This window comes from Pseudoalteromonas sp. GutCa3, assembly GCF_002836155.1.
GTDB classification, from domain to species: Bacteria; Pseudomonadota; Gammaproteobacteria; order Enterobacterales; family Alteromonadaceae; genus Pseudoalteromonas; species Pseudoalteromonas arctica.
In genome coordinates, this window is the sequence record NZ_PJBK01000033.1 from 25,096 (window position 1) to 49,165 (window position 24,070).

General features: G+C 38.4%; 23 protein-coding genes and 1 pseudogene. 15 read left to right on the forward strand and 9 right to left on the reverse strand.

The window, feature by feature from the left end; all coding sequences use genetic code 11:
- Positions 1 to 128: 128 nt before the first annotated feature.
- The 3 genes from htpX (at position 129) to CXF64_RS06825 (ending at position 2,487) form a co-directional block, all read left to right on the forward strand.
- A complete protein-coding gene (gene htpX, locus CXF64_RS06815; RefSeq protein ID WP_002961248.1) occupies positions 129 to 992 on the forward strand; it encodes a protease HtpX in 864 nt (287 codons plus the stop codon).
- A 233-nt stretch (positions 993 to 1,225) separates the two neighbouring features.
- Positions 1,226 to 1,714 carry a hypothetical protein gene (locus CXF64_RS06820; RefSeq protein ID WP_232783793.1) on the forward strand — a complete coding sequence of 163 codons (489 nt, stop codon included), beginning with the start codon at positions 1,226 to 1,228 and terminating at the stop codon, positions 1,712 to 1,714.
- A 230-nt stretch (positions 1,715 to 1,944) separates the two neighbouring features.
- On the forward strand, positions 1,945 to 2,487 hold the full coding sequence (locus CXF64_RS06825) for a hypothetical protein (protein ID WP_039487923.1): 543 nt from the start codon (positions 1,945 to 1,947) through the stop codon (positions 2,485 to 2,487).
- On the opposite strand, the gene CXF64_RS06830 is transcribed toward CXF64_RS06825, so the two are convergent.
- From CXF64_RS06830 to gloA, 3 genes are all read right to left on the reverse strand, one after another.
- The gene (locus CXF64_RS06830; protein WP_101216647.1) at positions 2,484 to 4,082 is read right to left on the reverse strand and encodes an MASE1 domain-containing protein; all 1,599 of its coding nucleotides are present in this window, start codon (positions 4,080 to 4,082) and stop codon (positions 2,484 to 2,486) included. The two genes, CXF64_RS06825 and CXF64_RS06830, sit on opposite strands and share 4 nt — an antisense overlap.
- Positions 4,069 to 4,698, reverse strand: coding sequence for a response regulator transcription factor (locus tag CXF64_RS06835; protein ID WP_101216648.1), 630 nt, complete (start codon positions 4,696 to 4,698; stop codon positions 4,069 to 4,071). Before CXF64_RS06835 ends, CXF64_RS06830 begins: the two co-directional genes overlap by 14 nt.
- A gap of 168 nt (positions 4,699 to 4,866) precedes the next feature.
- Complete coding sequence (gene gloA, locus CXF64_RS06840; protein ID WP_002961250.1) at positions 4,867 to 5,394, reverse strand: lactoylglutathione lyase; 528 nt, start codon at positions 5,392 to 5,394, stop codon at positions 4,867 to 4,869.
- Positions 5,395 to 5,604: 210 nt separating this feature from the next.
- Between gloA and CXF64_RS06845 the strand changes: the two genes are divergently transcribed.
- Both CXF64_RS06845 and CXF64_RS06850 read left to right on the forward strand, forming a co-directional pair.
- Positions 5,605 to 5,964, forward strand: a complete 360-nt coding sequence (locus CXF64_RS06845; protein WP_101216649.1) for a hypothetical protein — start codon at positions 5,605 to 5,607, stop codon at positions 5,962 to 5,964.
- A gap of 26 nt (positions 5,965 to 5,990) precedes the next feature.
- Complete coding sequence (locus CXF64_RS06850; RefSeq protein ID WP_010552749.1) at positions 5,991 to 6,500, forward strand: DUF421 domain-containing protein; 510 nt, start codon at positions 5,991 to 5,993, stop codon at positions 6,498 to 6,500.
- A gap of 71 nt (positions 6,501 to 6,571) precedes the next feature.
- Here the strand turns inward: CXF64_RS06850 and CXF64_RS06855 are convergent, their stop codons facing one another.
- A complete protein-coding gene (locus tag CXF64_RS06855) occupies positions 6,572 to 7,192 on the reverse strand; it encodes a trimeric intracellular cation channel family protein (RefSeq protein WP_101216650.1) in 621 nt (206 codons plus the stop codon).
- Positions 7,193 to 7,585: 393 nt separating this feature from the next.
- Between CXF64_RS06855 and CXF64_RS06860 the strand changes: the two genes are divergently transcribed.
- The 6 genes and pseudogenes from CXF64_RS06860 to CXF64_RS06885 all read left to right on the forward strand — a co-directional run bounded on the left by CXF64_RS06860 (position 7,586) and on the right by CXF64_RS06885 (position 12,602).
- A complete protein-coding gene (locus CXF64_RS06860; protein ID WP_101216651.1) occupies positions 7,586 to 8,191 on the forward strand; it encodes a cold shock domain-containing protein in 606 nt (201 codons plus the stop codon).
- 269 nt (positions 8,192 to 8,460) lie between these two features.
- Positions 8,461 to 9,225, forward strand: a complete 765-nt coding sequence (locus CXF64_RS06865; protein ID WP_101216652.1) for a DUF1883 domain-containing protein — start codon at positions 8,461 to 8,463, stop codon at positions 9,223 to 9,225.
- Between the two features lie 147 nt (positions 9,226 to 9,372).
- Positions 9,373 to 9,738 (forward strand): hypothetical protein, encoded by a 366-nt coding sequence (locus tag CXF64_RS06870; protein ID WP_101216653.1) that lies wholly within the window; start codon positions 9,373 to 9,375, stop codon positions 9,736 to 9,738.
- Between the two features lie 121 nt (positions 9,739 to 9,859).
- Positions 9,860 to 11,680 (forward strand): AAA family ATPase, encoded by a 1,821-nt coding sequence (locus tag CXF64_RS06875; RefSeq protein WP_101216654.1) that lies wholly within the window; start codon positions 9,860 to 9,862, stop codon positions 11,678 to 11,680.
- A gap of 178 nt (positions 11,681 to 11,858) precedes the next feature.
- Positions 11,859 to 12,083: pseudogene (locus tag CXF64_RS06880) on the forward strand (transposase); the annotation flags it as partial.
- 75 nt (positions 12,084 to 12,158) lie between these two features.
- Complete coding sequence (locus CXF64_RS06885; protein ID WP_101216655.1) at positions 12,159 to 12,602, forward strand: hypothetical protein; 444 nt, start codon at positions 12,159 to 12,161, stop codon at positions 12,600 to 12,602.
- A 254-nt stretch (positions 12,603 to 12,856) separates the two neighbouring features.
- On the opposite strand, the gene CXF64_RS06890 is transcribed toward CXF64_RS06885, so the two are convergent.
- The 5 genes from CXF64_RS06890 to CXF64_RS06910 form a co-directional block, all read right to left on the reverse strand.
- Positions 12,857 to 13,459 carry a thiamine biosynthesis protein ThiC gene (locus CXF64_RS06890; RefSeq protein ID WP_101216656.1) on the reverse strand — a complete coding sequence of 201 codons (603 nt, stop codon included), beginning with the start codon at positions 13,457 to 13,459 and terminating at the stop codon, positions 12,857 to 12,859.
- A 352-nt stretch (positions 13,460 to 13,811) separates the two neighbouring features.
- Positions 13,812 to 14,513 carry a metal-dependent hydrolase gene (locus CXF64_RS06895; protein ID WP_024593761.1) on the reverse strand — a complete coding sequence of 234 codons (702 nt, stop codon included), beginning with the start codon at positions 14,511 to 14,513 and terminating at the stop codon, positions 13,812 to 13,814.
- A 162-nt stretch (positions 14,514 to 14,675) separates the two neighbouring features.
- Positions 14,676 to 16,304 carry a sensor domain-containing diguanylate cyclase gene (locus CXF64_RS06900; RefSeq protein ID WP_101216657.1) on the reverse strand — a complete coding sequence of 543 codons (1,629 nt, stop codon included), beginning with the start codon at positions 16,302 to 16,304 and terminating at the stop codon, positions 14,676 to 14,678.
- A complete protein-coding gene (locus tag CXF64_RS06905; RefSeq protein ID WP_101216658.1) occupies positions 16,291 to 16,737 on the reverse strand; it encodes a hypothetical protein in 447 nt (148 codons plus the stop codon). The genes CXF64_RS06900 and CXF64_RS06905 overlap by 14 nt, the downstream gene beginning before the upstream one ends.
- Before the next feature lie 2 nt (positions 16,738 to 16,739).
- Positions 16,740 to 18,002 carry a hypothetical protein gene (locus tag CXF64_RS06910; protein WP_101216659.1) on the reverse strand — a complete coding sequence of 421 codons (1,263 nt, stop codon included), beginning with the start codon at positions 18,000 to 18,002 and terminating at the stop codon, positions 16,740 to 16,742.
- A gap of 456 nt (positions 18,003 to 18,458) precedes the next feature.
- Between CXF64_RS06910 and CXF64_RS06915 the strand changes: the two genes are divergently transcribed.
- From CXF64_RS06915 to CXF64_RS06930, 4 genes are read left to right on the forward strand one after another with little or no spacing between them, the layout of a single operon-like run.
- Positions 18,459 to 19,175, forward strand: coding sequence for an ABC transporter ATP-binding protein (locus CXF64_RS06915; RefSeq protein ID WP_101216682.1), 717 nt, complete (start codon positions 18,459 to 18,461; stop codon positions 19,173 to 19,175).
- Positions 19,175 to 20,623: an ABC transporter permease gene (locus CXF64_RS06920; RefSeq protein ID WP_101216660.1), complete on the forward strand. Its 1,449-nt coding sequence runs from the start codon at positions 19,175 to 19,177 to the stop codon at positions 20,621 to 20,623. The genes CXF64_RS06915 and CXF64_RS06920 overlap by 1 nt, the downstream gene beginning before the upstream one ends.
- The gene (locus CXF64_RS06925; RefSeq protein WP_101216661.1) at positions 20,620 to 21,933 is read left to right on the forward strand and encodes a DUF3526 domain-containing protein; all 1,314 of its coding nucleotides are present in this window, start codon (positions 20,620 to 20,622) and stop codon (positions 21,931 to 21,933) included. Before CXF64_RS06920 ends, CXF64_RS06925 begins: the two co-directional genes overlap by 4 nt.
- Before the next feature lie 24 nt (positions 21,934 to 21,957).
- Entirely contained in the window at positions 21,958 to 24,069 is a 2,112-nt protein-coding gene (locus tag CXF64_RS06930; protein WP_101216662.1) for a TonB-dependent siderophore receptor, read from the forward strand.
- Position 24,070 lies beyond the last annotated feature (1 nt).

Here is a 24,070-nt window from a genome sequence, read left to right on the forward strand (position 1 = left end):
CTTGTGTTATGACATAGTTTGTCACAGAATAGCGCTAACGTTATGACATAGTGTGTCATAACGCAGTGATTGCTTTAACCTAATTTAATTTTATGTTCGGTGATCAAACCTATTTTTGTGAGGACAATATGAAACGTATATTTTTGTTTTTATTAACTAACCTAGCGGTTATGTTGGTATTAGGTGTAGTGCTTTCAATAATAATGAGTGCGCTGGGCTTAAGCCATCGTAGCCTTGGCGGAATTTTACTTATAGCCACCGTATTTGGTTTTGGTGGATCGTTTATTTCGTTATTTATGTCGAAATGGATCGCTAAAAAATCAACAGGCGCGCATGTAATTACGCAGCCTCGAAACGAAACCGAACATTGGCTTGTACAAACGGTATCTGCGCAAGCACAAAAAGCAGGTATTAAAATGCCAGAAGTGGCTATTTACGACAGCCCAGAAATGAACGCTTTTGCAACGGGCCCAAGTAAAAACAACTCATTAGTGGCAGTAAGCACAGGCTTAATGCACAACATGACCAAAGATCAAGCCGAAGCCGTACTTGCCCACGAAGTATCGCACGTGGCTAACGGCGACATGGTAACGCTTACGCTAATACAAGGCGTGGTAAACACCTTTGTAATATTTGCCGCAAAAGTACTGGCTGGCATAGTAGATAACTTTATTAATAGCGATGAAGAAGAGGGTGGCAGTAGCTGGACATACTTCTTATTCGATATGTTATTCCAAGTATTATTTGGTGTGCTAGCAAGTATAGTAGTGGCAAGTTACAGCCGTAAACGTGAATTTGCAGCCGACAGCGGCGCGGCAAAACTAGTTGGTGCCGATAAAATGCGATCAGCCCTTGAGCGTTTAAAGCAAAACCATCCGTCGCAATTAGAAGGTTCAATGATGGCCTTTGGTATTGCAAGTGGGAAAGGTGTTGCTGAGTTGTTCTCGTCGCACCCACCGCTTGATGCTCGAATCGACGCACTTCGTAAGTAATTATGTAAAATAGTTAATATTCTAAGCCAGCTTAATTGCTGGCTTTTTTATGTTTACGTTAAAATACCAAAACACGCATGCACTGTGTTTATATACAGAGCCTTGTATTGCTTTATAAAATCGTTACTTTTTTAAGCTATATGTGTTTACGGGGTTACTAGGTACGAGTAAAGTAAAATACTTTAAAGTCAGCAATACTTAACATTTAATACTTAACAAGGATGCTTATTGTAATGGAAAAGGTGCAACACACTAAAGAATGTATTATGTGCTTTAGCGCCATAGATTCACGGGCTAAAAAATGCCCGCAATGCACCTCACTTCAAGCCAAATACTCTAACTTAGAAAACAACCCCATTATTATTGGTGTATTAGCACTTAGTATTGTTGGTATTTTTGGGTTTATTTTTTATCAAAATATTTATGTAGCAGGGCTTGAAGAGCAAGCACAAAAAAACTTAATCGCTAATGTTAGCCAAATTCATACTAAAAATGAAAACGATGCATTGTATGTTGCATGCATAGGGCAGGTAAAAAACGAGTCGGACTTCACCTTTAAAAATATAAAGTTTAAGGTCGATTTTTTAACCGAGCAAAACACGCTAGTCGATACGTTATCAATAACCGACGAAGACCTAATTATACTTCCTAATGACTCAACAAACTTTAGAGTAAGAGGTATTGCGCAAAAAAAGCGGCCAGTTATAACAATTGCCAAGTAACAATAACCGATGCCTGGGCTTATAAATAAGCTATAAATCACTTACAAATTAATTATTAGCAGTTAGCCAAACCACTCGCTTTTTTGTTTGTAATATTAGTTATTAACTTGCAAGCCACTAAATCCAAAATTTATATAAGCCATTTTCCTAGAGCGATTAAGAATATGGATGATTTATTACTTAAGCAATCGTTTATACACTCCTTGTAACTTGCAAGTGAGGGAACGAAAATGAGCTTGATTGATGAAAGTACAAAGGATTTTGGAAGCATGAGCGTGTTGCTTCACAGCCTAGGGACTGATTGCTACCGCATTGAGTGGAATAGCAGAATGACCGGAGCCTCAATAAGCTTAATTCGTGTTAAAAAAAACGAATATATAGTTGTGCGCAAATGGGCAACCGCCCGCAATATAGATGACGTATCAGCAGAGTTTGATCGGGCTAACCAAGCACTAATTCATTTTTTAAATAATGTTGATGTAATTAAAAGTAAAAACGAAAGCATTGTTGCCGCTAAAGAGCATTGCATAAACTTATTTACCTCAGCTGAGGGCTTAAAACCAATTAGCCATCCGAGCCTACCTACGCCACGCTTACAAGAAGCCATAGGCAAAGAAGTCATTGTAAAATCAAGTTTAGGCAACTATCTAATATCAAAAGGAATGCTATTACAGCTATTAGGTAATCAAGCCGAGATTCAAGTTAATTCCGACCACCTTGACGAAGGCCAATTAAGGCAAAAGTTTTATACCAAACAAGTTCATGTTTGCTAATTAATTGCGCCATCAAAACTCAAAGGCAGCTTTACTTTAATGGTAAAGCCATTTTGTTTAAACACCTTAAAAGTTCCGCCTAATGCCGTAGTTCGCTCCTCTATAAACGCCAAACCGTAGTGACCTGAGTTATCTGTTGGGGTTACTAAAGTCCCGTTATCGCTAATTGTTAACTCAATAAATTCGTCGCTGTTTATTATATTTATAACCAGTTTGCTGGCATTGCTGTGCTTCATACAATTGGTTACTGCTTCTTGGCAAATTCGGTAAATAGCTATTTCGTGATCTTTTGAAAGGCTATTATCTAACTTAAATTGTGGCTGATACTTAATATTTGCCTTGTGCAGTAAGCTTTTTAGTCGCCCTTGTGTTATTGCCTTTTCTAAACCGAGTTCATCTAGCTCACGCGGGCGAAGATAATGCATTAATTGATAAACAGAGTCATACATCGAATTAGCATTGTTTTTTAATGTAGTCACAAACGATTGGGTATCTTCGTTACTAAGGTGCGACAAAATAGCTAAATCTGTTTTTAATGCTGTTAGGTTTTGCCCTAATTCGTCATGCAACTCTTGCGAAAGATGCTTTCGCTCGTTTTCTTGCACCGACACCATTTTGGCAGCCAGCGCCGTGTTTTGAGTTAGCTGCTTTTTAAGCTCTTTATTGGTTTGCTTTAACTCGTTGTTTTTACGTTTAAGCTCAGTAATTGCAGCGCCTAAAACCATACTGGTAATTGCGTTTGCTAAAATAAATAACTGGCTAATGTAGGTATTGCTAGGCTCGTGCGTAATGCTTGCTTCAACAATTAATAACGCGTTAATTAGCGCTGCACTGCTTACAGCCCCTAACGAGCCATACTTATACGAAAACCAAATAATAGGTAATAACGATGCAAGCCTTAATAGCGGGTAGGTGTCTGGGCGAACCGCATAGACAAAAAGTACAATTAATATAAAACACACTAAAGTGGCTACTAGGCCAAATAACTTAGTGAACCTGACTGTGTTAAAACTGTATTTAGAATCGTAAATTAACATAATAAAAGGGGCAATTAACAACGAGCCAGTAATATCGCCCAAGCACATGTTTAACTGATACTGCAGTAGCTCTTTTGCAACCAATACATTTGTAAATTCAAACGCACTGGCAAACAAAAACCACTTTATAGATGTACTCGCAACACAAAGCAGTATTAACGAAAGTATACCTAGGCTGTCGTTAATGCTTGGCGGCCAGCGGCTATTTTTAAACACATAAACAAGCGCTATAAAGCAAAGCTCCTGCCAAAAGCCATGAAATAAATCAAACTCCCAAATCCCGCTGTATGTTAAACCAAGCTGTGCAGCTAAAGCGCGCGACACAACCCATAAGGTGAGCCAATAGCGTGTTGGAGTGAGTAAGTAAAACGCAATTTTTACGCCTGCGGGAATAAATATCGCGCTACTCTCGGGTACGGTTTCAAGGTTTTGGCTAACCCAAAAAGCGGCGAGAGAAGCAATAAAGTAAATTAGCCCCACCAATAACTGTTTAGCTACCTCTTTGTATGCGGTAGTAAAACTAACATTAGATAAAGAAGAAACGTTAGGTAAGTTCATCTAACTGTATTACTCCCGCATCAATTGCAATTTTTAGCAGTTCAAACGAGGTCGTAACATTAAGCTTGCTGTATATGTTTGCTTTGTGTACATGCGCTGTTTTAGGCATTATTTCTAGTATTTGCGCCACTTGTTTAGCGTTTAATCCCTTAGAAAATAACGGAAGGGCTTCAAGCTCTCTGTTAGTAAGCACAGTTAATGCTAAATTTTCGCTACTCATCGAAAAATTTACGTCTTCACTAATGTACCTTTTACCTAAAGCGACCGCTTTAACTGCATCTATTAGCTCATCAGAGGCAGAGCGCTTAGACACATAACCTAAAGCACCTAATCGCAAAGCATTGCTTACATAAGGTTCGTGGTCGTGCATGGAGGCAACAATACTTTTAATATGCGGGAAAGACCCTTCAAGGTACGACAAAAAAGAAAGGCCGGTTTCAGCGTCGTTAAGCGATATATCAACAATAAATATATCAGGTTGTTCAAGTTCTACAGCCAGCTTGGCTTCTGTCACGCTGCAGGCTTCAATAATTACTTTCCAATCTGGTTGTAACTCTAAAAGCTTTTTAAAGCTGTCTCTTACTAATTGATGATCTTCTATGATGCCAATGAGCATTTAAATCTCCTTTTATGCTTAAAATACAGCGGGGCGGGTAACTAATTACCTAAAACGTTTTAAATGGGTTACCTCACTTAAAAGCAAGGTAACAAAACCAGTGGTTCTAAATTGGTAATTAGTTGCTGGTGGAGATTACAACTAAGCTCTTTTTATAGCAGCTCATTGTTATTGAGAAAGAATAATTTCAGTAATACCTTCAGCAGATAGTATTTCAATCCAGTAGCCGTCAGGGTCTTTAATAAATGCCAAGCCTTTCATTGAGCCATCATCTGGTTTTTTAACAAACTCAACATCGTATTTTGCAAAGCGCTCACAGGCTTCGTAAACATCCGGTACGCTAATACCAATATGCCCAAATCCTTTAGGTTCTTGGTTACCACTGTGGTATCCCTCAAAGCTGTCGTCGTTTTCAGTGCCCCAGTTATGGGTTAACTCAATTAGCGCAGGGCGACGAAACACCCATTCTGCTTTAGTTTTATCATCACCTTGTGGCAATTCTTGCTCGTAGCCTAAAAAGTAAAGCGTAAACTTCATACCAGGAAAATCATACTTACCTAACAGCTTCATACCTAATACATTTTGGTAAAATTCAAGCGACGGCTTTGGATCTTTAATACGTAACATAGTTTGTTGCATAACAAAGCCTTGAGTGGCCTGTTCAACTTGTTCTGGAGATTCGTTATAGTTAGACATGGTGATCCTTACTGAAAATTATAAAAAGGGTGTAAGTATTACGTGTTCCATCATAATCAACCCCCACTTAAATTAAAACCATTCTAGGTAATTCAACGCGTTATAATTGCCTTTAAATTACTTGCACAGTATTTGCAAAGCGTATAATTAAAACTAATGGGCTGTTAAACATTTCTTGTGCATATGATTAACACAAACTAGGACGTTTTTTTGAAAACACTTTTACCTTTACTAAGTCTAATATTACAGGCTTTTTTATTACTCGCACTCACGAGTTTTTTTAGTGGGTTTTATAATGCGTATACAGTATTTGCTGGTGGCGATCCTAAGTTAATCGCGGGGCATATTTCATCAGCCATTGTTGTATCACTTATACAAATTATCCCTGCTTTAATTGGGCTTTTTATAAATACGTACGTGCTAAATAGTAGGTTAAATAAAAACATAAACAGCTCAGCCATGTTTATAAATATTTCAAAATTTTATGCCTACCTGTGGATTTTATTTATTCCACTTGGTACGTTTTTAGGTATTAAGCAATTAATTAGATTAAAAAGTGTAAGTAAATAACGAGCACTTACAAAAAAGGAGCCACTATGTTTTACGATGATATTCAGGGGTTATTACGTGTACTTACAATAGGCGTACTGGGTTATATTGCACTGGTGTTTTGGTTACGTGTATCGGGTAAACGTACGCTTTCAAAGTGGAACGTGTTCGACTTTATAGTCACCATTGCGCTGGGCTCTATATTAGCGTCTGTTATTATTTCAAAAAGTGTTCCGTTAGCTGAGGGCATACTCGCCTTTGTAGTATTAATAGGGCTGCAATATATTATTACGTGGCTTAGTGTGCGCTCGTCAAAATTTGCAGCGCTTATAAAAGCAGAACCCACGCTTTTACTGAGTGATGGTGAATACTGCACGGCTGCACTTAAATCGCAGCGCGTAACAAAATCAGAAATTCGCGCCGCTATTCGTGGTGCGGGAATATTAGCAATAGAAGATGTAGCCGCCGTAGTGCTAGAAACTGATGGCAGTTTTAGCGTACTTAAGCAAAATAACAGCGGGTTAAAAACCGCGTTAAGCGATGTAAGCGGGCATTAAATTAATACGCTAATAGTTATATTAACTAAGGCAGGTATATTACCTGCCTTATTTTGTATTGAAGGTTATTTTTATTTAGCGTGCTGCTCTAATAAACTAAAGGTAGGTAAGCGCCATTTAAAGCGTATTGACGCCATACGTATTAAGTAGCCTGCAACAAGGCTTACAATAATGCTTATGTTGTCGTCAATATTGTAATGGTGTAGCACTAAGTATAAACACGCTACAAGTAACGATACACTCGCGTATAGCTCGTTATGTAATACCAACGGTGCTTGGCGACATATTAAATCACGCAGTAATCCACCAAATACGCCAGTAACAACGGCGGCCACTACACAAATACCGTAATGCAGCCCCATATTTAGCCCCACTTGGCAGCCAATAATGCTAAAGGCAGCTAAACCCAGGGCGTCTAGGCGCATAAATATGCCTTTAAATTTAACTACCCATTTAGCCAGCCACGTAGTGACAATACCGGCAATACACGTAATTAATAAATACTCTGGGTGTTGTACCCACGTAAGCGGGTAATTGCCTAGTAATATATCTCGTACGCTACCACCGCCAATTGCCGTGGCGCTGGCTACTAGCACTACGCCAAACCAATCCATTTTCATTCGTCCTGCGCTAAGTGCGCCAGTCATGGCTTCTGCGGTAATACCAATAATATAAACAATCGTTAATAGCATGAGATAATCACTTAAAATACGTGCGTAAAAATAAGGTGTGGATTGTATAGATAAATTAAGTAAATAACGAATGAAAAATCGTACTAAAAACGGTTAATTCAGATAGAAATAGCTAATGACAAAACCTAGTGTAAACAAGCTGTTAAGTTGGTAGGTGAGTGCGTAATGGTTGATGTGAATTAAAGGACATTTGGCCGTAAATTATAAATAAAATAAGTTGAGGTTTAGTTGTTTTTAGCACGCTTATTTTTCAGCTAAGTTTAATAGATAAGACGTGAAAATTAACGCAATATGAATAATTGGTTGCATGGTTTTAATTTAGGAACGTATAATAACAAGTGTTAACTAAATGGAATTTGCGTAAAACGCAGCTTAAGCATAATAGGCGGATACATGCACAAAGGATTGTTAAAGACGTGGAAAACCGACAAAGGTTTTGGTTTTATTAAATCAGACACCCTAGAGCACGACACGTTTATACACATATCAGCCCTCAAACACATGAACCGCAAGCCCAAAGTAGGCGACACCATTTACTTTGAAGTGGCAACACAGCCCGACGGTAAAACCAAAGCAATCAACTGCCGCATAGAAGGCGTTGCAGAGCTTAAAGCACCTTATCAAAAACACAAACAACAGCCATACCGCATAGCAAAATCTAATTTTGCCAATAGCTTTTTAGGTAAAGTTGCCTCAATTGCGCTTATTGCTGCACTTTGTTTTTATGCGATTAATAAATACAACACTCACTCAAGCAGTCAAACTCCCATTATCTTCAATGACGATTTAGCCACTAATGACGATTTAGCTACCTTTGATGAAAAATACCCAAAACTCGTTACTCCTAAAAGCACGCAAAATTTTACGTGTGATGGCAGGCAGTATTGTACTCAAATGAGTTCGCGAGCCGAAGCCGTATTTTTTATTAATAATTGCCCGAATACAAAAATGGATGGCGACGGAGATGGTGACCCTTGTGAGAGGGATACAAGGTTTTAAAGGCTAGGGCTATAAAGCTTTAAATAAAAATAGAATTAGTTGCTGTGTATAAATACAGCGATGTAAGGTTTGTCCCATAACATTATTAAAAGTCGTTTTGGGGTTAAATAACAAAGGTCATTGAATAACTCTTGTAGTTAGTTGTTACTGATAGAGTTATTTGGTGTAAGTATCGAACAACGTAATATACGCCGTTTTGGGGTGTTATAAACCACCAAAGTAGGGTTCAATAAGCTGCTATACCTTTTTGCGAATATGGAGTATTTGAATTGCAATTTATACATAATGACCTTGGTCAAAGGACAAGAGGTGAAATAGTACAAGTTACTCTGACGAGTGGCGCGAATGTGCGTTTAATGGATTCGCCAAACTTCAATAATTATAAGAATGGCAGAAGACATAAGTATATTGGTGGACTAGTAAAACAATCGCCATACAGAATGCAAATTCCAAGTTCAGGTCATTGGCATGTTGCTGTCGACACTCAAGGCTTAAGAAATGGAACCAGAGCATCAGTTCAAGTACTTCCTGGTGCATTACCTGAAACTCGAGAAAGACCTCTTAGTGAAGTGCCGAGTCTTGTCAGAGACAATATTCCACCATCTACAGAGACAGGTGCAGAAACACATGATGTTTTTATATCTCATGCATCTGAAGATAAGGATGAATTTGTTCGTCCGTTAGCAAACGCTTTAATTGAGTTAGGCTTAAATGTTTGGTATGACGAAATGACATTAAGACTTGGCGATAGTTTAAGACAAAAAATCGATAAAGGTCTTGCTAATAGTCGCGTGGGTTTAGTTGTCTTATCCCCTTCGTTTATCAAAAAAGGTTGGACTAACTACGAGCTTGATGGAATGGTTACAAGAACTGTTTCTGGTGAGCAAATATTACTTCCTATTTGGCATAACATCACGAAACAACAAGTTGTTGATTTTAGTCCGTCATTAGCTGACAAAGTGGCAAGAAGTACCGCGACTCACACTACTGAGGAAATTGCTCAAGAAATATCAGAGCTATTAACTTCAGTGTAGAAAAGGTATAACAATTTGCTTAAACGGACAAAAAACAGTTGGCTGTTGCTCGTTCCTCGCTAATTTTAGCCAACTATTTTTCGCCGCTTAGCAAGGCGTTAGTGGGCAAGCTGAGTCTACATCATCAAACTTTACAAGGAATTTGCAATGAACTTAGAAGCACTAAAAGAGATAAGCACGAATAACCCTGAAATATTAGAGCAATCAGCAAGGGATAATAAAGCTGACGAAAAAACGATTGTTGGAATTGCTTCGTTTGCTGCTGAAAATGGATATGAGAAATTATCTGATTCACAAAAATATTACTTTGATAATTGTATCAGACCATTAATAGAAGATGTCCAATGCTCTGGTTATACACATGAGTTTGAAGAGGTTCATCGTGAATGTGAAGCTACTTTAGATGATGAAGATCTTGTTGAATATTATCAAGAACAAGGGAAATATTGTGAAAGTTGCGAGGCTCAAGCATCTGCCGATGCTCATTCTAAAGAATCATTCATGCGTGATTAAAGCCCACTAACAAGAGTTTCCAATCCGAAAACTTAAAGCACTTGGCGATTATAACCTACCTTAAGTTTCAGCTTAAAACGGCGTTAAAGGGCTTCAGCCCGACTTAAATATGGATGTTTAAATGAGATTACATGAGTTACACATAAATAACTTCAGAAAACTAAAAAATTGCTGCATTAAATTTAGAGATACAACATTTCTTATCGGGCCAAATAATGCAGGTAAATCCAGTGTGTTTGCCGCATTAAACCACCTTCATAAAAACTCAAATCTTGATAGAGAAGATTATTCTAAAGAATATAATGCAGAAGAAGAAAGTTATTCCTATGAAAGTGAAGTAGAAGTTATTGCTGAATATCATAATGTTCCATTTGAAGCTAATAGTTGGCTTGGCTTTAAAGGTCGTATTATTAGATCGGAAGAGCGGCTTGAAGGAGAAACTGGGAACTCAATTATTTATAAGAAGATTTGGAGTTTAACTCAAAGTAAACCCAAAATATTCATGAAAGAGCACCCTAGAACAAGAAGCCCTCAATACGCAGAATGTAGAAAAGTTTCAGATTTAGTTGGTGAAGATTATTCGGAAGATTTTTTAAAGGAACATTTTGGTGAAAGTAACTATGAAAAAGCACTTACTACAGCTGTAACTAAATCAAAATTTTCGGATTTGGCAGAGTGCTGGGATGTACAAACCGATGAAGAGGCAACTTGGGTTGAAAATCCTGGTGGGATACCTGGAAACGTATTATCAAAGTTACCGAGAATCGTTGTAATACCTGCCGAATCCTGTATTTCAGAATTAACCAGTTCAGGCGGAGCATTGTTCTCGTTATTAGGTGATCTTTTTGAACAAGTTAGAAGTGGCTCAGAAAACTATACACAAGCCCAACATTTTCTTAATAATCTTGCCTCTGAACTAAACCCAAACGACGCTACAACCGATTTTGGTCAGTTAATTAATGGTCTTAATGGTATGGTTGATAATCTCTTTCCAGATTCATCTGTTCATTTAAGTGCAACTTTAGATGTGCCTGATAAATCTATAAAACCACAATTTAATGTAGAAATGGAAAGCAACGTAAAAACTGCCGTTAATTATCAAGGTCATGGAATGATCAGAGCAACGGCTTTTCAGCTCTTGAGATTCGTTCAAGATTTTATAAACAGAACAGCTGAAAACCCACGAGCTACAATATTTTGTTTTGAAGAGCCTGAAATATTTTTACACCCAGCTGCTGCAAATCAAATGAGGGATTCCTTATATGATCTAGCTGGCCCTAGATGCCAAATCGTTGCAACCACTCATTCACCTTACATGGTAAACCTTGGTTCTGAAAAGAGCGTGAGCCTCACAAAGTTCAGCTTAACTGAGACTAACTTTTCTACATCAAGCTCATTTAACCTTGAAGAGGCTTTTTTAACTCTTCAAGGAGATGAGAAGCAAAATTTAAAAATGCTTTTAAAAGTAGATGATTACATATCTAGAATGTTTTTTACTAAAAAATGTATTTTTGTTGAAGGTGACACTGAGGAAGTTGTAGTTAGAGAAACAATAAAAAGGCTATCAGTAGAAGATAAGGCTAAAGTGGTTGGAAATTGTGAGTTCTTACGCGCCAGAGGAAAGGCTGTATTAATATCTATTGCTAAATATTTAAATGCTTTGGATGTAGAGTATATTTTTATGCATGACCGTGATGCTGGCACAGCACGAGCGGAAGCAATGAATGCACCTATATTAGCCCAAACTGGTGAAGACCGAAGGATTATGATTGAAGAGTGCATCGAAGATTTATTAGGTTATCCAGCTCCAAGTTATGAGAAACCGTATAAAGCTCACATTTTTATAGAAGAAAATTGGGGAGACGAGTTTGGTGACTTACCAAATGATTGGAAAACTACATTTATTAGACTTTGTAGCCCATATTTGGATCACCTAGGATAGCGCTTTAGCAAGTTGCTTTTAATGGGGTCACCCATTAGAAAGTTCCGGCCAAGCAGGCAGCTGTGTTTTCTTGATCTTTTTATTCAAACAAGTTAACAGTGACACCCATCCTAAATTTTGCTCTTTTCAAAATTTAGGTCTACGTTTTAGTTAGTGCAAAAAACGAGCAGGGTGTCTTATGGCAATTGCAAGAAAGCGTCAAGTAAGTTTGGTTGATACAAAATACTATCACTGTATTTCACGCTGTGTTCGTCGTGCATTTTTATGTGGAGAAGACCGTTTTACTGGTCAATCTTACGAGCATCGACGAGGGTGGGTTGAAGATAAGCTGCTTGAATTAGCGAAGGTATTTTGTATTGATGTGTGTGCTTATGCTGTTATGAGTAATCACACTCACTTAGTCCAACAATTAATAAGACACCCATCTTAAATTTCAGCTTAGTCAGCAGTGCAGAGCAAGTTTTCGGAGTATTAAAAAATGGACTTTGTTATATGCTTAATTTTATTTTTATTGTTCTATATTTTAGTCAATTATATCCAAAGCATTATTGGGTATTACTCTAAACTAGCTAGAGAATATAAAACGGATTTAATTATTTCTGATTCCTCACTTTTAAAATCAAGCAGTATGTACTTGACGAATGTGGCAGATATTTCTCGTGAGAAAAACAGTGAATATCGGACTTGGCTAAATATCAAATCATTTCAGCAAGGTATATTTATAAGCCAAAAACGGATGTTGATTCTACTATTTCCCAGGAGTTTTTTAATACCATGGGAGCAAATTAGTTTAATAAAAGAAAAAACTAATTTTCTTAAAAATCAATATCTTTATAAAGTCGAATGTAAAAAAGAACCTGTTTATATCATTACGAAATTCGATTTATTAAAAAGCGTAAGTAACAAGAATTTACGAGAATAAATGAAGTCAAATCTTGACTTCACACACCAAAGCTTAACTGAGTTAAATCGCTTTGATATAAGCTATTTTACCCTTTAAAAGCGAAGCGCCTCATATCCTCTTTGTGAATTAGTCTTTAGATTACTAAGAGGGAACAAACTAGGAATGCGCTGAGCGTATACTTTAAACGTAAAACATCGGCGAATTAGCACTCTAATACACGCCGATGTTTATAACTTATTTAAGTAACTACCTTATTAGTAAGGTATTAAGCCTTAGTCTTGTTTGCGGTTAAGACTAATCAAACAGATTGCTAAAAGTAATGTAGCAATCATGCCTGAAGCGCCAGCAACACCTGATGGCATAAATCCATCACGGCCAAAGATGATTAATATAGCATTGGCAAGTATTGCAACTCCGCCTGCTAAGGCAGTAAGCCCGCCAATTGCTTTGCCACCTTTAGCTATAAAAGACAGGCCAAAAACAAGAGCTGCTAATCCCAATAATAATTTAGCTGCGTAGTAAATCATGAATGACAAAGATACCACGCCACTTATTAAAGGTTGTGCGCCTTCTACGGCACCCGCTACTTTTCCAAATGTTGAAAATAAAGTAAGGCCAATGCTCACCTGCACTATGTTAAGAATCGCGCTAAATGTTATAGCCGACCATCCTAGCTGAGAGTTTTGTGTTTGCACCATAGCAGAACCCGCAAAGGCAACAAGTAGAGTGAAAACCACGGCTTCTAGCCCCCATACATACTGCCTTGAAAAACTAATTTCTGCACTGTAAAGGGCAGTAAAAACAGCCTGTGTTAACGCTAACACCAACAATAAAGATGCCGTAATTAGCATGGTGCGTTTATTCGTAAGTTCCATTATGTACCTCTTATAATTTTATATTTTATGCTTTAAAAAGCTGTAATAGCTCTCATACTTGGGTAGAAGACAGGTAAAGCTATTTAATTATTTCACTCAAACCTACAAAAGTAATAATTAATAACAAATAGGCTCAAGCTACGGATTTTAATTAAAACTTAAATCGGCAAAGTCGTTGTGATTCAAGCCATTTATGCCTCTAAAAACGCAGGGTCTCACACTCTCTTTATGAATTAACTTTAGATTACTAAGAGGGCATTTTACACGTATTCTAGCAATGGACATAAGTGACTTTGTAAAAGCCACTTATTGTAGTCGGGCAATGCTGTAAAAGAGCTTAAAACCTACTTTGTTAAGATAGAAATATAAAGTGAGACCAATCACTTAACGCTGTGATAGTTTGTTCTGTAGGGGGCGCAACATAGATTAAACCTGCAATGGCAATAATTGAAGCTAGCGTAATTAACTTATTATCAAAGTCAGCTATTTTTAAAGCGGTGCCAAAAGAGCGTTTAATTCTGACATTACTTAAATCTACACTGTAAATTTCATCCAGCAATAAATGAATTAATCCGCCTAATAAAATAAACCCACCCGTTAACCAGGCAAAGACAGCTGCTTGTGTGGTTGATTGGTCATTCAGTTTCCATGTTACTTGAGTCGTTAATAGCGCGCATAACAGTATAAATAGTAAAGAGTGGCAACTACCTCTATGTACTGTGATCCATTCAAAAATTGGTCTAATAATATATTTCATAAATCCGTAAACCAATAATGGCACTACGATTAACTCGATAAAGCTAATTTCAATAATGAGCTCGGTGGTTATGTAATGCAGTACCAGTAATACAGCGCTGAGTGCGAATAAGTTAAAAATAGTATCGAGTGATGTTGAGTTATCTGAATCTATATCTGGTAATAAGCCGCCGATTGAGCCTAAAAACCATAACCAGAGTGCGCCCTTTAATTCAATATGTCCTGCAGATAATAAGGTGGCTGAGGCTAAGCCTGTGATGATTACGGCAGTATTAAGATGAGTATTGAAGTTTGCCATTGTATCTCTTGATGGGAAAAAGTAGGGCATTCTAACAATTGAAAAGTTTATTGTTCAATGTTCTTTAAAAATTGGGCTTAAATAACCTTAGCTCTGCTTATAAATCACTCTCTAGTAGCCATTTTTAGTGCTAACTGCGTTGAAAGAGCTCAATTAACCATCTTACTTTTTAAACTCGTCATAAAATGCAATTTGCCCTCGACCTGTTTCTTTTACGTGGTAGAGCATTTTGTCACCATTGATCATTAATTCGAGTAGTTCATCACCATCATTAGGGCCTACTGCAATACCAATGCTTGCACCCACGGCGCATGTTTTATTTTGTGAAATATAAATGTCTTGTTGTAACTCTTTTAGCATAGCGATTGATTGCTCACGCGTTGCTGCTTTGTTGTAGGTATTAACCTGCCTTGCAACTATAAACTCGTCACCGCCTAGGCGGATGCATATGTCGGTTTCTTGATTAAAGTGCTTTTTAAATCGGTGTGCTATTTCAATAAGTACTTTATCACCGGCTTCGTGGCCGTAGGTGTCGTTAATGGGTTTAAACTTATCTAAATCAATCATCATTAGTACTAGGTGCTGATTGTGTTTAATGCACTCGCGCAGCGCTTTTTTAAGACGCTTTTCGCCGGCTCGACGATTAAGTAAATCGGTAAGTGGGTCGTGATCGGCTTCAAAGCGGGTTTGAAATTCGCGTTCGGCGCGCTCAGTTACATCATGTAAAATTACTTCAACGAAATGTTCTTGATGAGCGCTTCGCTTTGTTTCACGTTGCTCTGTTAGTCTTACAAATAAGCAGTGCAACCAAATGGTTTTATAGCCCACTTTGCACTCTATATCTAGGGTTGCTTGTGGTGGGTTTTTATCACAACGAATATCTGCAAGCAGGCTTTGTAATTCATCAACGTTATTTAATAGAGCAGGAAAGTGCAATGTTGATAACTCTTCTTCGCCGGGTACGGTAAAGTAATGTTTAAACGCGGGATTAAAGGTGGTGATAATATTTTTGTCATCTAATAAACAAATTCCGGCGCTGGCTTGTTCAAAAATAAGTCTAAATTTAGCTTCTAGTTCTTGAGTTTTTTTACGAAGGGATTGCTCATTACTAATGGTTAGCTTTAACTCATGCATTAAGGCGTTTATACCTTGCGTTAGCCTGCTTATTTCGTCTCGCTTACCTTGCTTAAACTCTAGCATGGTCATGGTTTCGGGATTGGTAGGATCAATTGTCGCAAAGCTGTCTGTTAGGTTTTGAATAGGCTGAGTGAGCCATTTGCGTACTACTAGTGACACAAAAAAAGCGATGACGATTGATTGAATCAGCATTAAAATAAATTCTTTTATAAGTGATGACTGTGCTTGTTGTTCAATAAAGTTATCGTCGGGGTATATGGCCAGTACACCTATAAAAGTGTCTTCTATAAAAGGGTGAACTAATTTAATTAAAACAGCTTCTTTTTTCTTGTTAGTAGAGCCACTTGCAATAAATAAATCCATTTCTCCTTTTGGGTTTACTTCTCCTTCTAAGCTTGCGCCTTGCACTAAATCGTTACTTAATAAGCCATTAATAATTTCTTGGCTTAATTCACGGTCGTTTAGGTAGGCTGCTATGGCGGCTGTTTTTCCCATTGTTTGAGCTAACTGCTGCACGAGTAGGTAATTGGTGTTTTTCTTTTCTTTAAGACCCGAGTAATAAGAAAGTGTTGACGATACTAACGTAACTACAATAGCGACAATTGAGATTGATAGAGCAACGCGTACGTAGAGTGCTTGGCTAATTTTTATCAAATGTGTATACCACTTTTACTGCGTCTGTAACTTGCGATTGAGGAATATAGCCAATTGCAAATTGTGATGCAGCTATTTTGTTTAACGCATCCTCAACGGATGTTGACGGTGATGGGGGCTTTGCGCGCCCTGAAAATAATAACCTTGCCCAATAAGCATTAATTTTTTGCTCATTTTTATTGACCAGTTGCAGGTAAAAATCATTTTTTAATGTTGATTGCGCCGGTAAATCAAGTGGCTTAGAGGTTTCACCATCAGGAAACGTTAAATAACGGCCCATGTAAATATCAATAACTTCGCGCTTAGACAAGGCGTTAATTGTATTGCTTTTATTTACCACCACTACAAACTCTGTAGATTTTGCATTAACACTAACAAGGAGCAGGCAAAGCGGCAGCAACACATAAAGGAGTGAGTTACGATAGCTCATCATTGTTAAAACACCATACTAGCGTTCAAACTTAGCATATGTACTTTGTGGCCTTTGTCTACATCGGCAGGATTACTAAGGCTCCATAACCCCGCGCCTACGGGCTTTATATCAAAGCGGTCTAGTTGGGCTTTTAGCGCTAAGCGCTCCGATAGTTGCCACTTTACACCTATATTAATTGAATGCTGATGAACATAAGGCACTTTAATAGCAGCTTGTGTTGCAAGTGCTAGCTGTTGTATTGGCTCTGAAATTTGATCGGGTATGCCTGGTGAAAAAACAGGTTCGTTTACTTGTATAACATCGTGACGATTTTTTGCTGCTGAAAAGCTCGTGTAAAATATTGCATTATTTACCCTATAACCAGCGCTAATATAAGTGCTGAATACTGATGGAGCTATTATCCAATCGGATTCCGAAATACCTACTTCAGATTGAATAAGCCAATTATTATGATCGTAGGTAAGTCCAAAAGCCGCGTATTCTATACTGTGGCCTTTGGTATTAAATTTGTTAGATATCGTTTGTGCTTGTGGCCATATACTTTGTGGTACTGCGTCTAGTAAGGCTAAAAACTCATCCAATGAGGTTAACTTATAGCCTCCAAAATCTGATTTAGATAAAGAGAAACGTGCGGTCCATGCATCTAGAGAATAGGTGGCACTAAAGGTGGTTAAATTATCAAAATCAATAAAAAAGTCATCATTATAGGCTTTTAACTTTGCTGTAGAGCTTCCATATGCGAGCTTTAAACGTAAAAAACCTTCATCAATGGCTTTACTGTATTCAATATCCACACCGTCGTAATTTCCTGCAATGTTTGCAAAAGAGTAGTATTCGTGAGGAGGGCGGATCCACAAATAGGCGTATCCTACATAAGGATATTCGGAGAGTAAGTAAAGGTCGCTGTTTAGCCTGCCAGCACGAATAGCCCAATGGCGTGAGGGGCGATAACGAACGAAAGCGAGTTCTAAAAAGTTATCAAGACTTTTGAAGCTATGATCTTGTACTACTACTTGAACCACAGAGTCCCAGTTTTTTGAGAGCGATATATTAGCTTGCCCACCTAAAATTGAATCACGCGTTACTGAAAAACCGGTATCGTTTTCGTTTAAATAATTAGATGCAAAGGCGATATCTGAATCGTCAGTGTAACTGAGTGTTAAAGATGCAAAACCACTAAATTGCACGTCTATTTCATTTGCATCGCTTTTATTAGCAGCAGAAATTACCAATATAGCTATGGCAATTGTACCTCGGAACAACATGTTAGCGCTTATTTTTATGATATGGATAATAAAAAGATAGCACATTTTTTAAAATTACCAACTTACTCAACATAAGATTTTACCAAAGGCGTTAGCATGGCAAAGCTAAAAAAATTACACTCTTTATGCTTGGTTTTTAATTTACGTTAAATTGTAAATAAGCACACATAACACCATCATAAATTCCATATAAAAGGGGTAATTAAAGTTGCTTTAATTTTACCTCCTAAAGTAATAATTTATTAACTAAGTAACCATAATTATATTATTTGTTAACTGTTGGGATGTTATATTGTTGCAATTACTATTTGATATAGTATAACATTCACGCCATCTAATTTCCCTAAATAGAGTTTGAGTGTGACAACACCTACCGCGATTAATAAAACACCAACAATTGCCCCTAAAACTTTTGATAAACAACTTAGCAATGCAGAAGCCGACCTGAGTGATGCGATGATTGAAGTGAGTTCTTTAAATTTTAGTATTAAAAATGACGCTATTTTAAAAAACTTAAGCTTTAGTGTGGCTGCAGGTGAGGTTTATGCGCTACTTGGTGGTAATGGTGCAGGTAAATCAACCACGTTAAAAACGTTACTTGGGTTTAATAAACCAACCGAAGGCTCTGTAAAAGTAGCGGGTAAAGAGGTGAGTAAAGCGCTTGATTTTGTGCGAGGTAAAACAGCGTATTTGCCAGAGTCGGCTACGTTATATCCGCATTTAACTGCTCGTGAAAATGTTGAATATTTTTTATCACTCGCTGATATTAAAAAATCAGATGAGCAAATTAACGCGGCTTTTAATCGTGTTGCACTGCAACACGATGCGTGGGATCGCCACATGCAAACTTATTCAAAAGGTATGAGGCAAAAAACAGCAATTGCACTTGCGATACTGCGTGAAGCACCCATTTTTTTACTTGATGAGCCAACCTCTGGTCTTGATCCTGTTGCTATTGATGAATTTAATCAACTTGTACGAGAGCTTGCATTAAATGGTGCGACCATTTTAATGGTTACCCACGATGTATTCGGTGCCTGCCAAGTCGCTAATCGAATTGGTTTACTTAAAAACGGTGAGCTGGTGGGAGAGTTTGATGCGCCCCAAAGTGGGCGTATTGATACCGAGCAAGTACACGCTGCGTTTGGGCATCACGCTAAAAGAGGTGCTTAATGAGTATAAATAACTTTTCAAAGGTGGTGATTGTTGCCAAAGATGAGTGGCGTTATTGGCTACGCTCAAAACTAGCAATGACCGTGCTTGCTATTGGTTTGGTGCTCACGCTTGCTTCGGTAATTGTAACGGCTATTACCATGATGGAGCTAAGCCATGCTCGTCATGAGTTACAAACAACAAGCGATAAGAGCTTTGTTGATCAACCCGACCGCCATCCACACAGAATGGTGCATTATGGGCATTATGCATTTAGAACGCCTTCACCACTGAGTACGCTTGACCCGGGTATTGATGCCTACACAGGCAACTCTATATTTTTAGAAGGGCACAGACAAAACAGCGCAATGTTTGCAGATAGTCGCCAAGGGACTGCATTAACTAAATTAGGCAGTTTAACGCCTGCATTTATTGTGCAAACACTCGCACCGTTATTATTAATATTAATTGGCTACAGCGGTATTAGCCGAGAGCGCGAATCGCAAACGCTTTCGTATTTGTTATCGCAAGGTACATCGGGTGTAACGCTAATTGCAGGTAAAGGATTGGCGCTACTTTCTGTTGTGGGCTTAATTTTAACTCCGCTTACGGTATCGGCTTTATTTACGGTTGCTGCGGGCGAAAGCTTACTGGCAGTTGTAAGTTTTGTTGTTGGCTACGCTTTATATTTAACTGTGTGGGTATTACTGATTTTACTGGCATCGAGCGTGTTTAGTAAAAACAGTGGTAGCTTTACCGCACTTGCCTTTGTGTGGATTTTACTGTGTATTGTTATGCCACGCGTAGCAAGTACCAGTGCCTCAACGGCTGTGCCATCTGCCGGTAAAATAGAAACAGACTTTGCTGTAAAAGCACAACTTAGAAAATTAGGCGACGGCCATAACGCAAACGATCCTGCCTTTATGCAATTTAAACAATCACTTCTTAAAAAGTACAACGTTAAAAGTATAGATGAGCTACCCGTTAATTTTAGAGGATTAGTAGCCAGCGAATCTGAAGCAAAATTGACTAACGTACTAAACAAATTTGCCCAGCAACGTATGCAAGCTGAGCTTAAACAAACGAAGGTATCTCGTTATTTTGGCTGGGTTTCACCTATGGTGGCTATTCGGTCGTTATCGATGATAGTAGTAGGGACGAGTATTGAAACTCATCACCGCTTTTTGCGTGAAACCGAACAGTTGCGTTTTGACTTTGTGCAAGGGCTTAACAAAGTTCATGTAGAAAAGCTTAGCTACCAAGACGATATGAACCGCAATGCCAGTACCGAAGCGACTAAGCAAGCTCGTGTAAGTGCACAAAATTGGCAAGTACTGCAAAACTTTACTTTTAATGTAGATACCGCACAAGTAAGAGCGCAGCGAAGTATCCCTGCATTTTTACAGTTATTTCTTTGGATTGCAGTGCTGTTAGGCGGTATTAAATTTGTAGGGAAGCGTTTGTTATGAGTTATGTATTTTCACAGCTAATTCGTGAATGGCGTTTTTTACTTCGCCAAAAATATTTAGTGATATTACTAGCATGTACATTTGCTATATCGGGGTTTGCAGTTTTCAGCGGCCTTAGTGAAGTAAGCCAGCAACAACATTCTATTGAGCGTTTAAAAACGGCTGATTTAACTGAATTAGCTAACGTACAAAATAAATACAGTGATGCTGGTTCGCTTGCCTATTACAGCTTTCATTTAACGTATTCAGCACCTTCAAATTTAGCGTTTGCTGCTTTAGGCGAGCGCGATATTTATCCGTGGAAACACCGCTTAAATTTACTTGCCCTAGAGGGACAAATTTACGAAAGCGATTCACAAAACGCAGAGCTAGCGCAGGCAGGTAAAATTGATTTTGTATTTGTAATTAGTGCATTAGCACCGCTGATAGTTATTTTACTATTTCATGATTTATTTGCTAATGAGCGAACAAGTGGTAGGCATGATTTATTAGTAACTACTGCTAGGTCTTACTTTGCATTATGGGGGGCACGTATAGCTGTAAGGTTAATAGCAGTAATAGTGTGTTTAATGTTGCCATTTTATGTAGGTACATTGCTTAGTCATTCGGCCCTTGCTGATGTGGGGTTTGTTACTTTTATATGTGTAATTTACATTGCGTTTTGGACTTTGCTTAGTGTGTGGTGGGGCAAAAATGCCAACAGTGCGCCGGGTGTTGCTTCAACATTAATCGGTTTTTGGGTGTCAGTTGCCTTTATTATTCCTATTTTAGGCGATTTAGTTATAAACAAAATGGTTCACTCACCAAAGGGCGGCGACATTGTGCTTACTCAGCGTGAGGCGGTTAACGATGCATGGGACTTACCAAAGAAAACCACAATGGATGCTTTTGTAGCATCAAATCCACAGTGGAAAGATCATGTTGATATGCAAAGCGAGTTTGAATGGAAATGGTATTACGCATTTCAGCAAGTTGGAGACGAAAAAGCAGGTGAACTTTCACATGCTTATCGTGATGCAGCGCACACAAAGTATCAACTAGCGGGGATTGTATCGTGGTTTTCACCACCACTTTTGCTACAACGCAGTTTTACCCGATTGGCGAGCACTGATGCTTTAGCTGCATTTAGATATGAATACCGTATGCGAGGATTTCATAAAAGTTTGAGGGAGTTTTACTACCCTTGGCTGTTTATAAAAGGCAACCCACCTAAAGCTGCGCTTAAGAGTATGCCTAGCTTTAAAAAAACAATGCTTAATGAAACGGATGAGCCTGACGTTACAGGCGTTAAGCTAAAAGAAAATTTATGAGTCAACTAATTAACAAGGTTTATAATGAATACCAATAAAAATGGGCTAAAGCTCAGCTATTTAAGCGCATGCTTAGTCAGTTTGTTTAGCAGCCACGCTATGGCTGCTGAACAAACCTCAAAGGATGACAGCGTAAATAATAGCCCTATAGAAAGATTGGCAGTGATTGGCTCGCGCCAAGCTTATCAAGGCAATTTTAGCCCTTTAGAAACACCGCAATCAGAATTAAAAATAGATTTAGAAGCGCTTGAAAACGCAGGTGCTATAAATTTAAATCAAGCGCTTGATTTATCGGCATCGGTAGCGCGTCAAAATAACTTTGGCGGACTTTGGAATAGCTTTGCGCTACGTGGCTTTGTAGGCGATGAAAACTTACCAAGCAATTACCTTGTTAATGGGTTTAATGCCGGGCGTGGTTTTGGTGGCTCACGTGATTTGTCGGGTATTGAATCGGTTGAGGTGTTAAAAGGTCCACGTGCTGCTTTATTTGGCCGTGGTGAACCTGGCGGTACAGTAAATCTCGTTACTAAGCGCCCAACGTTTGATACAAGCGGCGAGCTAAAGCTAAGCGTAGGCAGCTTTGACACCTACCGCGCTGATGTAGATTACACCACGCCCCTTAGCGACGACGTAGCAATTAGACTGGTTGGTTTTTATGAAGACGCAAAAAGCTTTCGCGATACGATAGAAACAACTAAACAAGGCTTTAGCCCATCAATAACATGGAATATTAATGATAATAGCCAGCTAATATATGAGCTTGAATACAGCGACCAAGAGGTCCCTTTTGATAGAGGCGTATTAGCCATAGATGGCGAACTTGGTTTAATACCACAGAGCCGCTTTTTAGGTGAGCCAGGTGATGGCCCAATAGAGGCTGACGTACTTGGCCATCAATTAGAGTTTATTCATGACTTTAATGATAATTGGAGCGTATTGCTGGGCGCTAACTACCGTGATACCTCGCTGGAAGGGTTTGCTACCGAAACTGGTTTTGATGGCGTGATTGATGGCGAAGTAAATCGCTTTAGGCGCTACCGTGATTACAATGCAAAATATCAGGTATTTAGAGCAGAGGTGACAGGTAATTTAGAGGCTGCAGGGTTGGATCACCGTTTAATAATTGGGGTTGATTCTGATAAGTTCGAAAATGATCAATTTGTTCTTCGTGTACGTGGCGATCAGTATATAAATGTTTTTAATCCTGTATATGGAGCGTATGAGTTACCTACGCCAACGGCCAATACCGATAAGTTAGAAGTGCAAGAGTCGTTAGGTGTATTTATACAAGACCAAATAAGCCTAACCGATAAGCTTGATGTACGTATTGGTATACGTTTTGATGACTACCAGCAAACACTCAATAATCGTTTAGCTGATACACAATCAAAACAAAATGAGTCACGTGTTAGCCCTCAGTTAGGTGTTGTGTATGAGGCGAGCGAGTTTGTATCTGTTTATGCCGCTTATGGCGAAAACTTTAGGCCTTTATCAGGCACTGATATAAATGGCGATGGGTTTGAACCAAATCAATCTACTTCAACAGAGTTGGGAGTTAAATTTACTTTAAACGATGGCGCTTTATTTGGCACTATCGCGATGTTTAAAGTAGAGCAAGACAACATGCTGGTGGTTGACGATCCCACTGCATTTACTTTTGCTGCAATAGGGGAAGCACAAAGCAAAGGCATAGAGATTGATATAAACGGTGAGCTAACGAATGATGTAAACCTATGGTTATCGTATGCGTATGTTGATGCAACTATTGAAAACTCATTTTTTGATGCTAACTTTGGCTATACCGTTGAAGCGGGTAGTTCTTTATTAAATATTCCTAAACATCAACTTAGTTTACAGCTTGTTAAATCAGCCGAGTTATATGGCAAAGCAATTAAATTTGGCGCAGGTTTAGTCTATGTAGACTCTCGAAACGGCTTTTTTGGTACCGATTTTGAGTTACCAAGCTATACAACAGCGCGCACGTTTATAGATATTGATGTAACTAAGGCAATTGGCTTGCGTGCAGAGGTAGATAATCTGTTTGATGAAACCTATTACACTAATTCATTTGCTGATGCATGGGTTCAACCGGGCACACCCAGAAGTGTAAGACTATCTGCAACGTATAAGTTTTAAA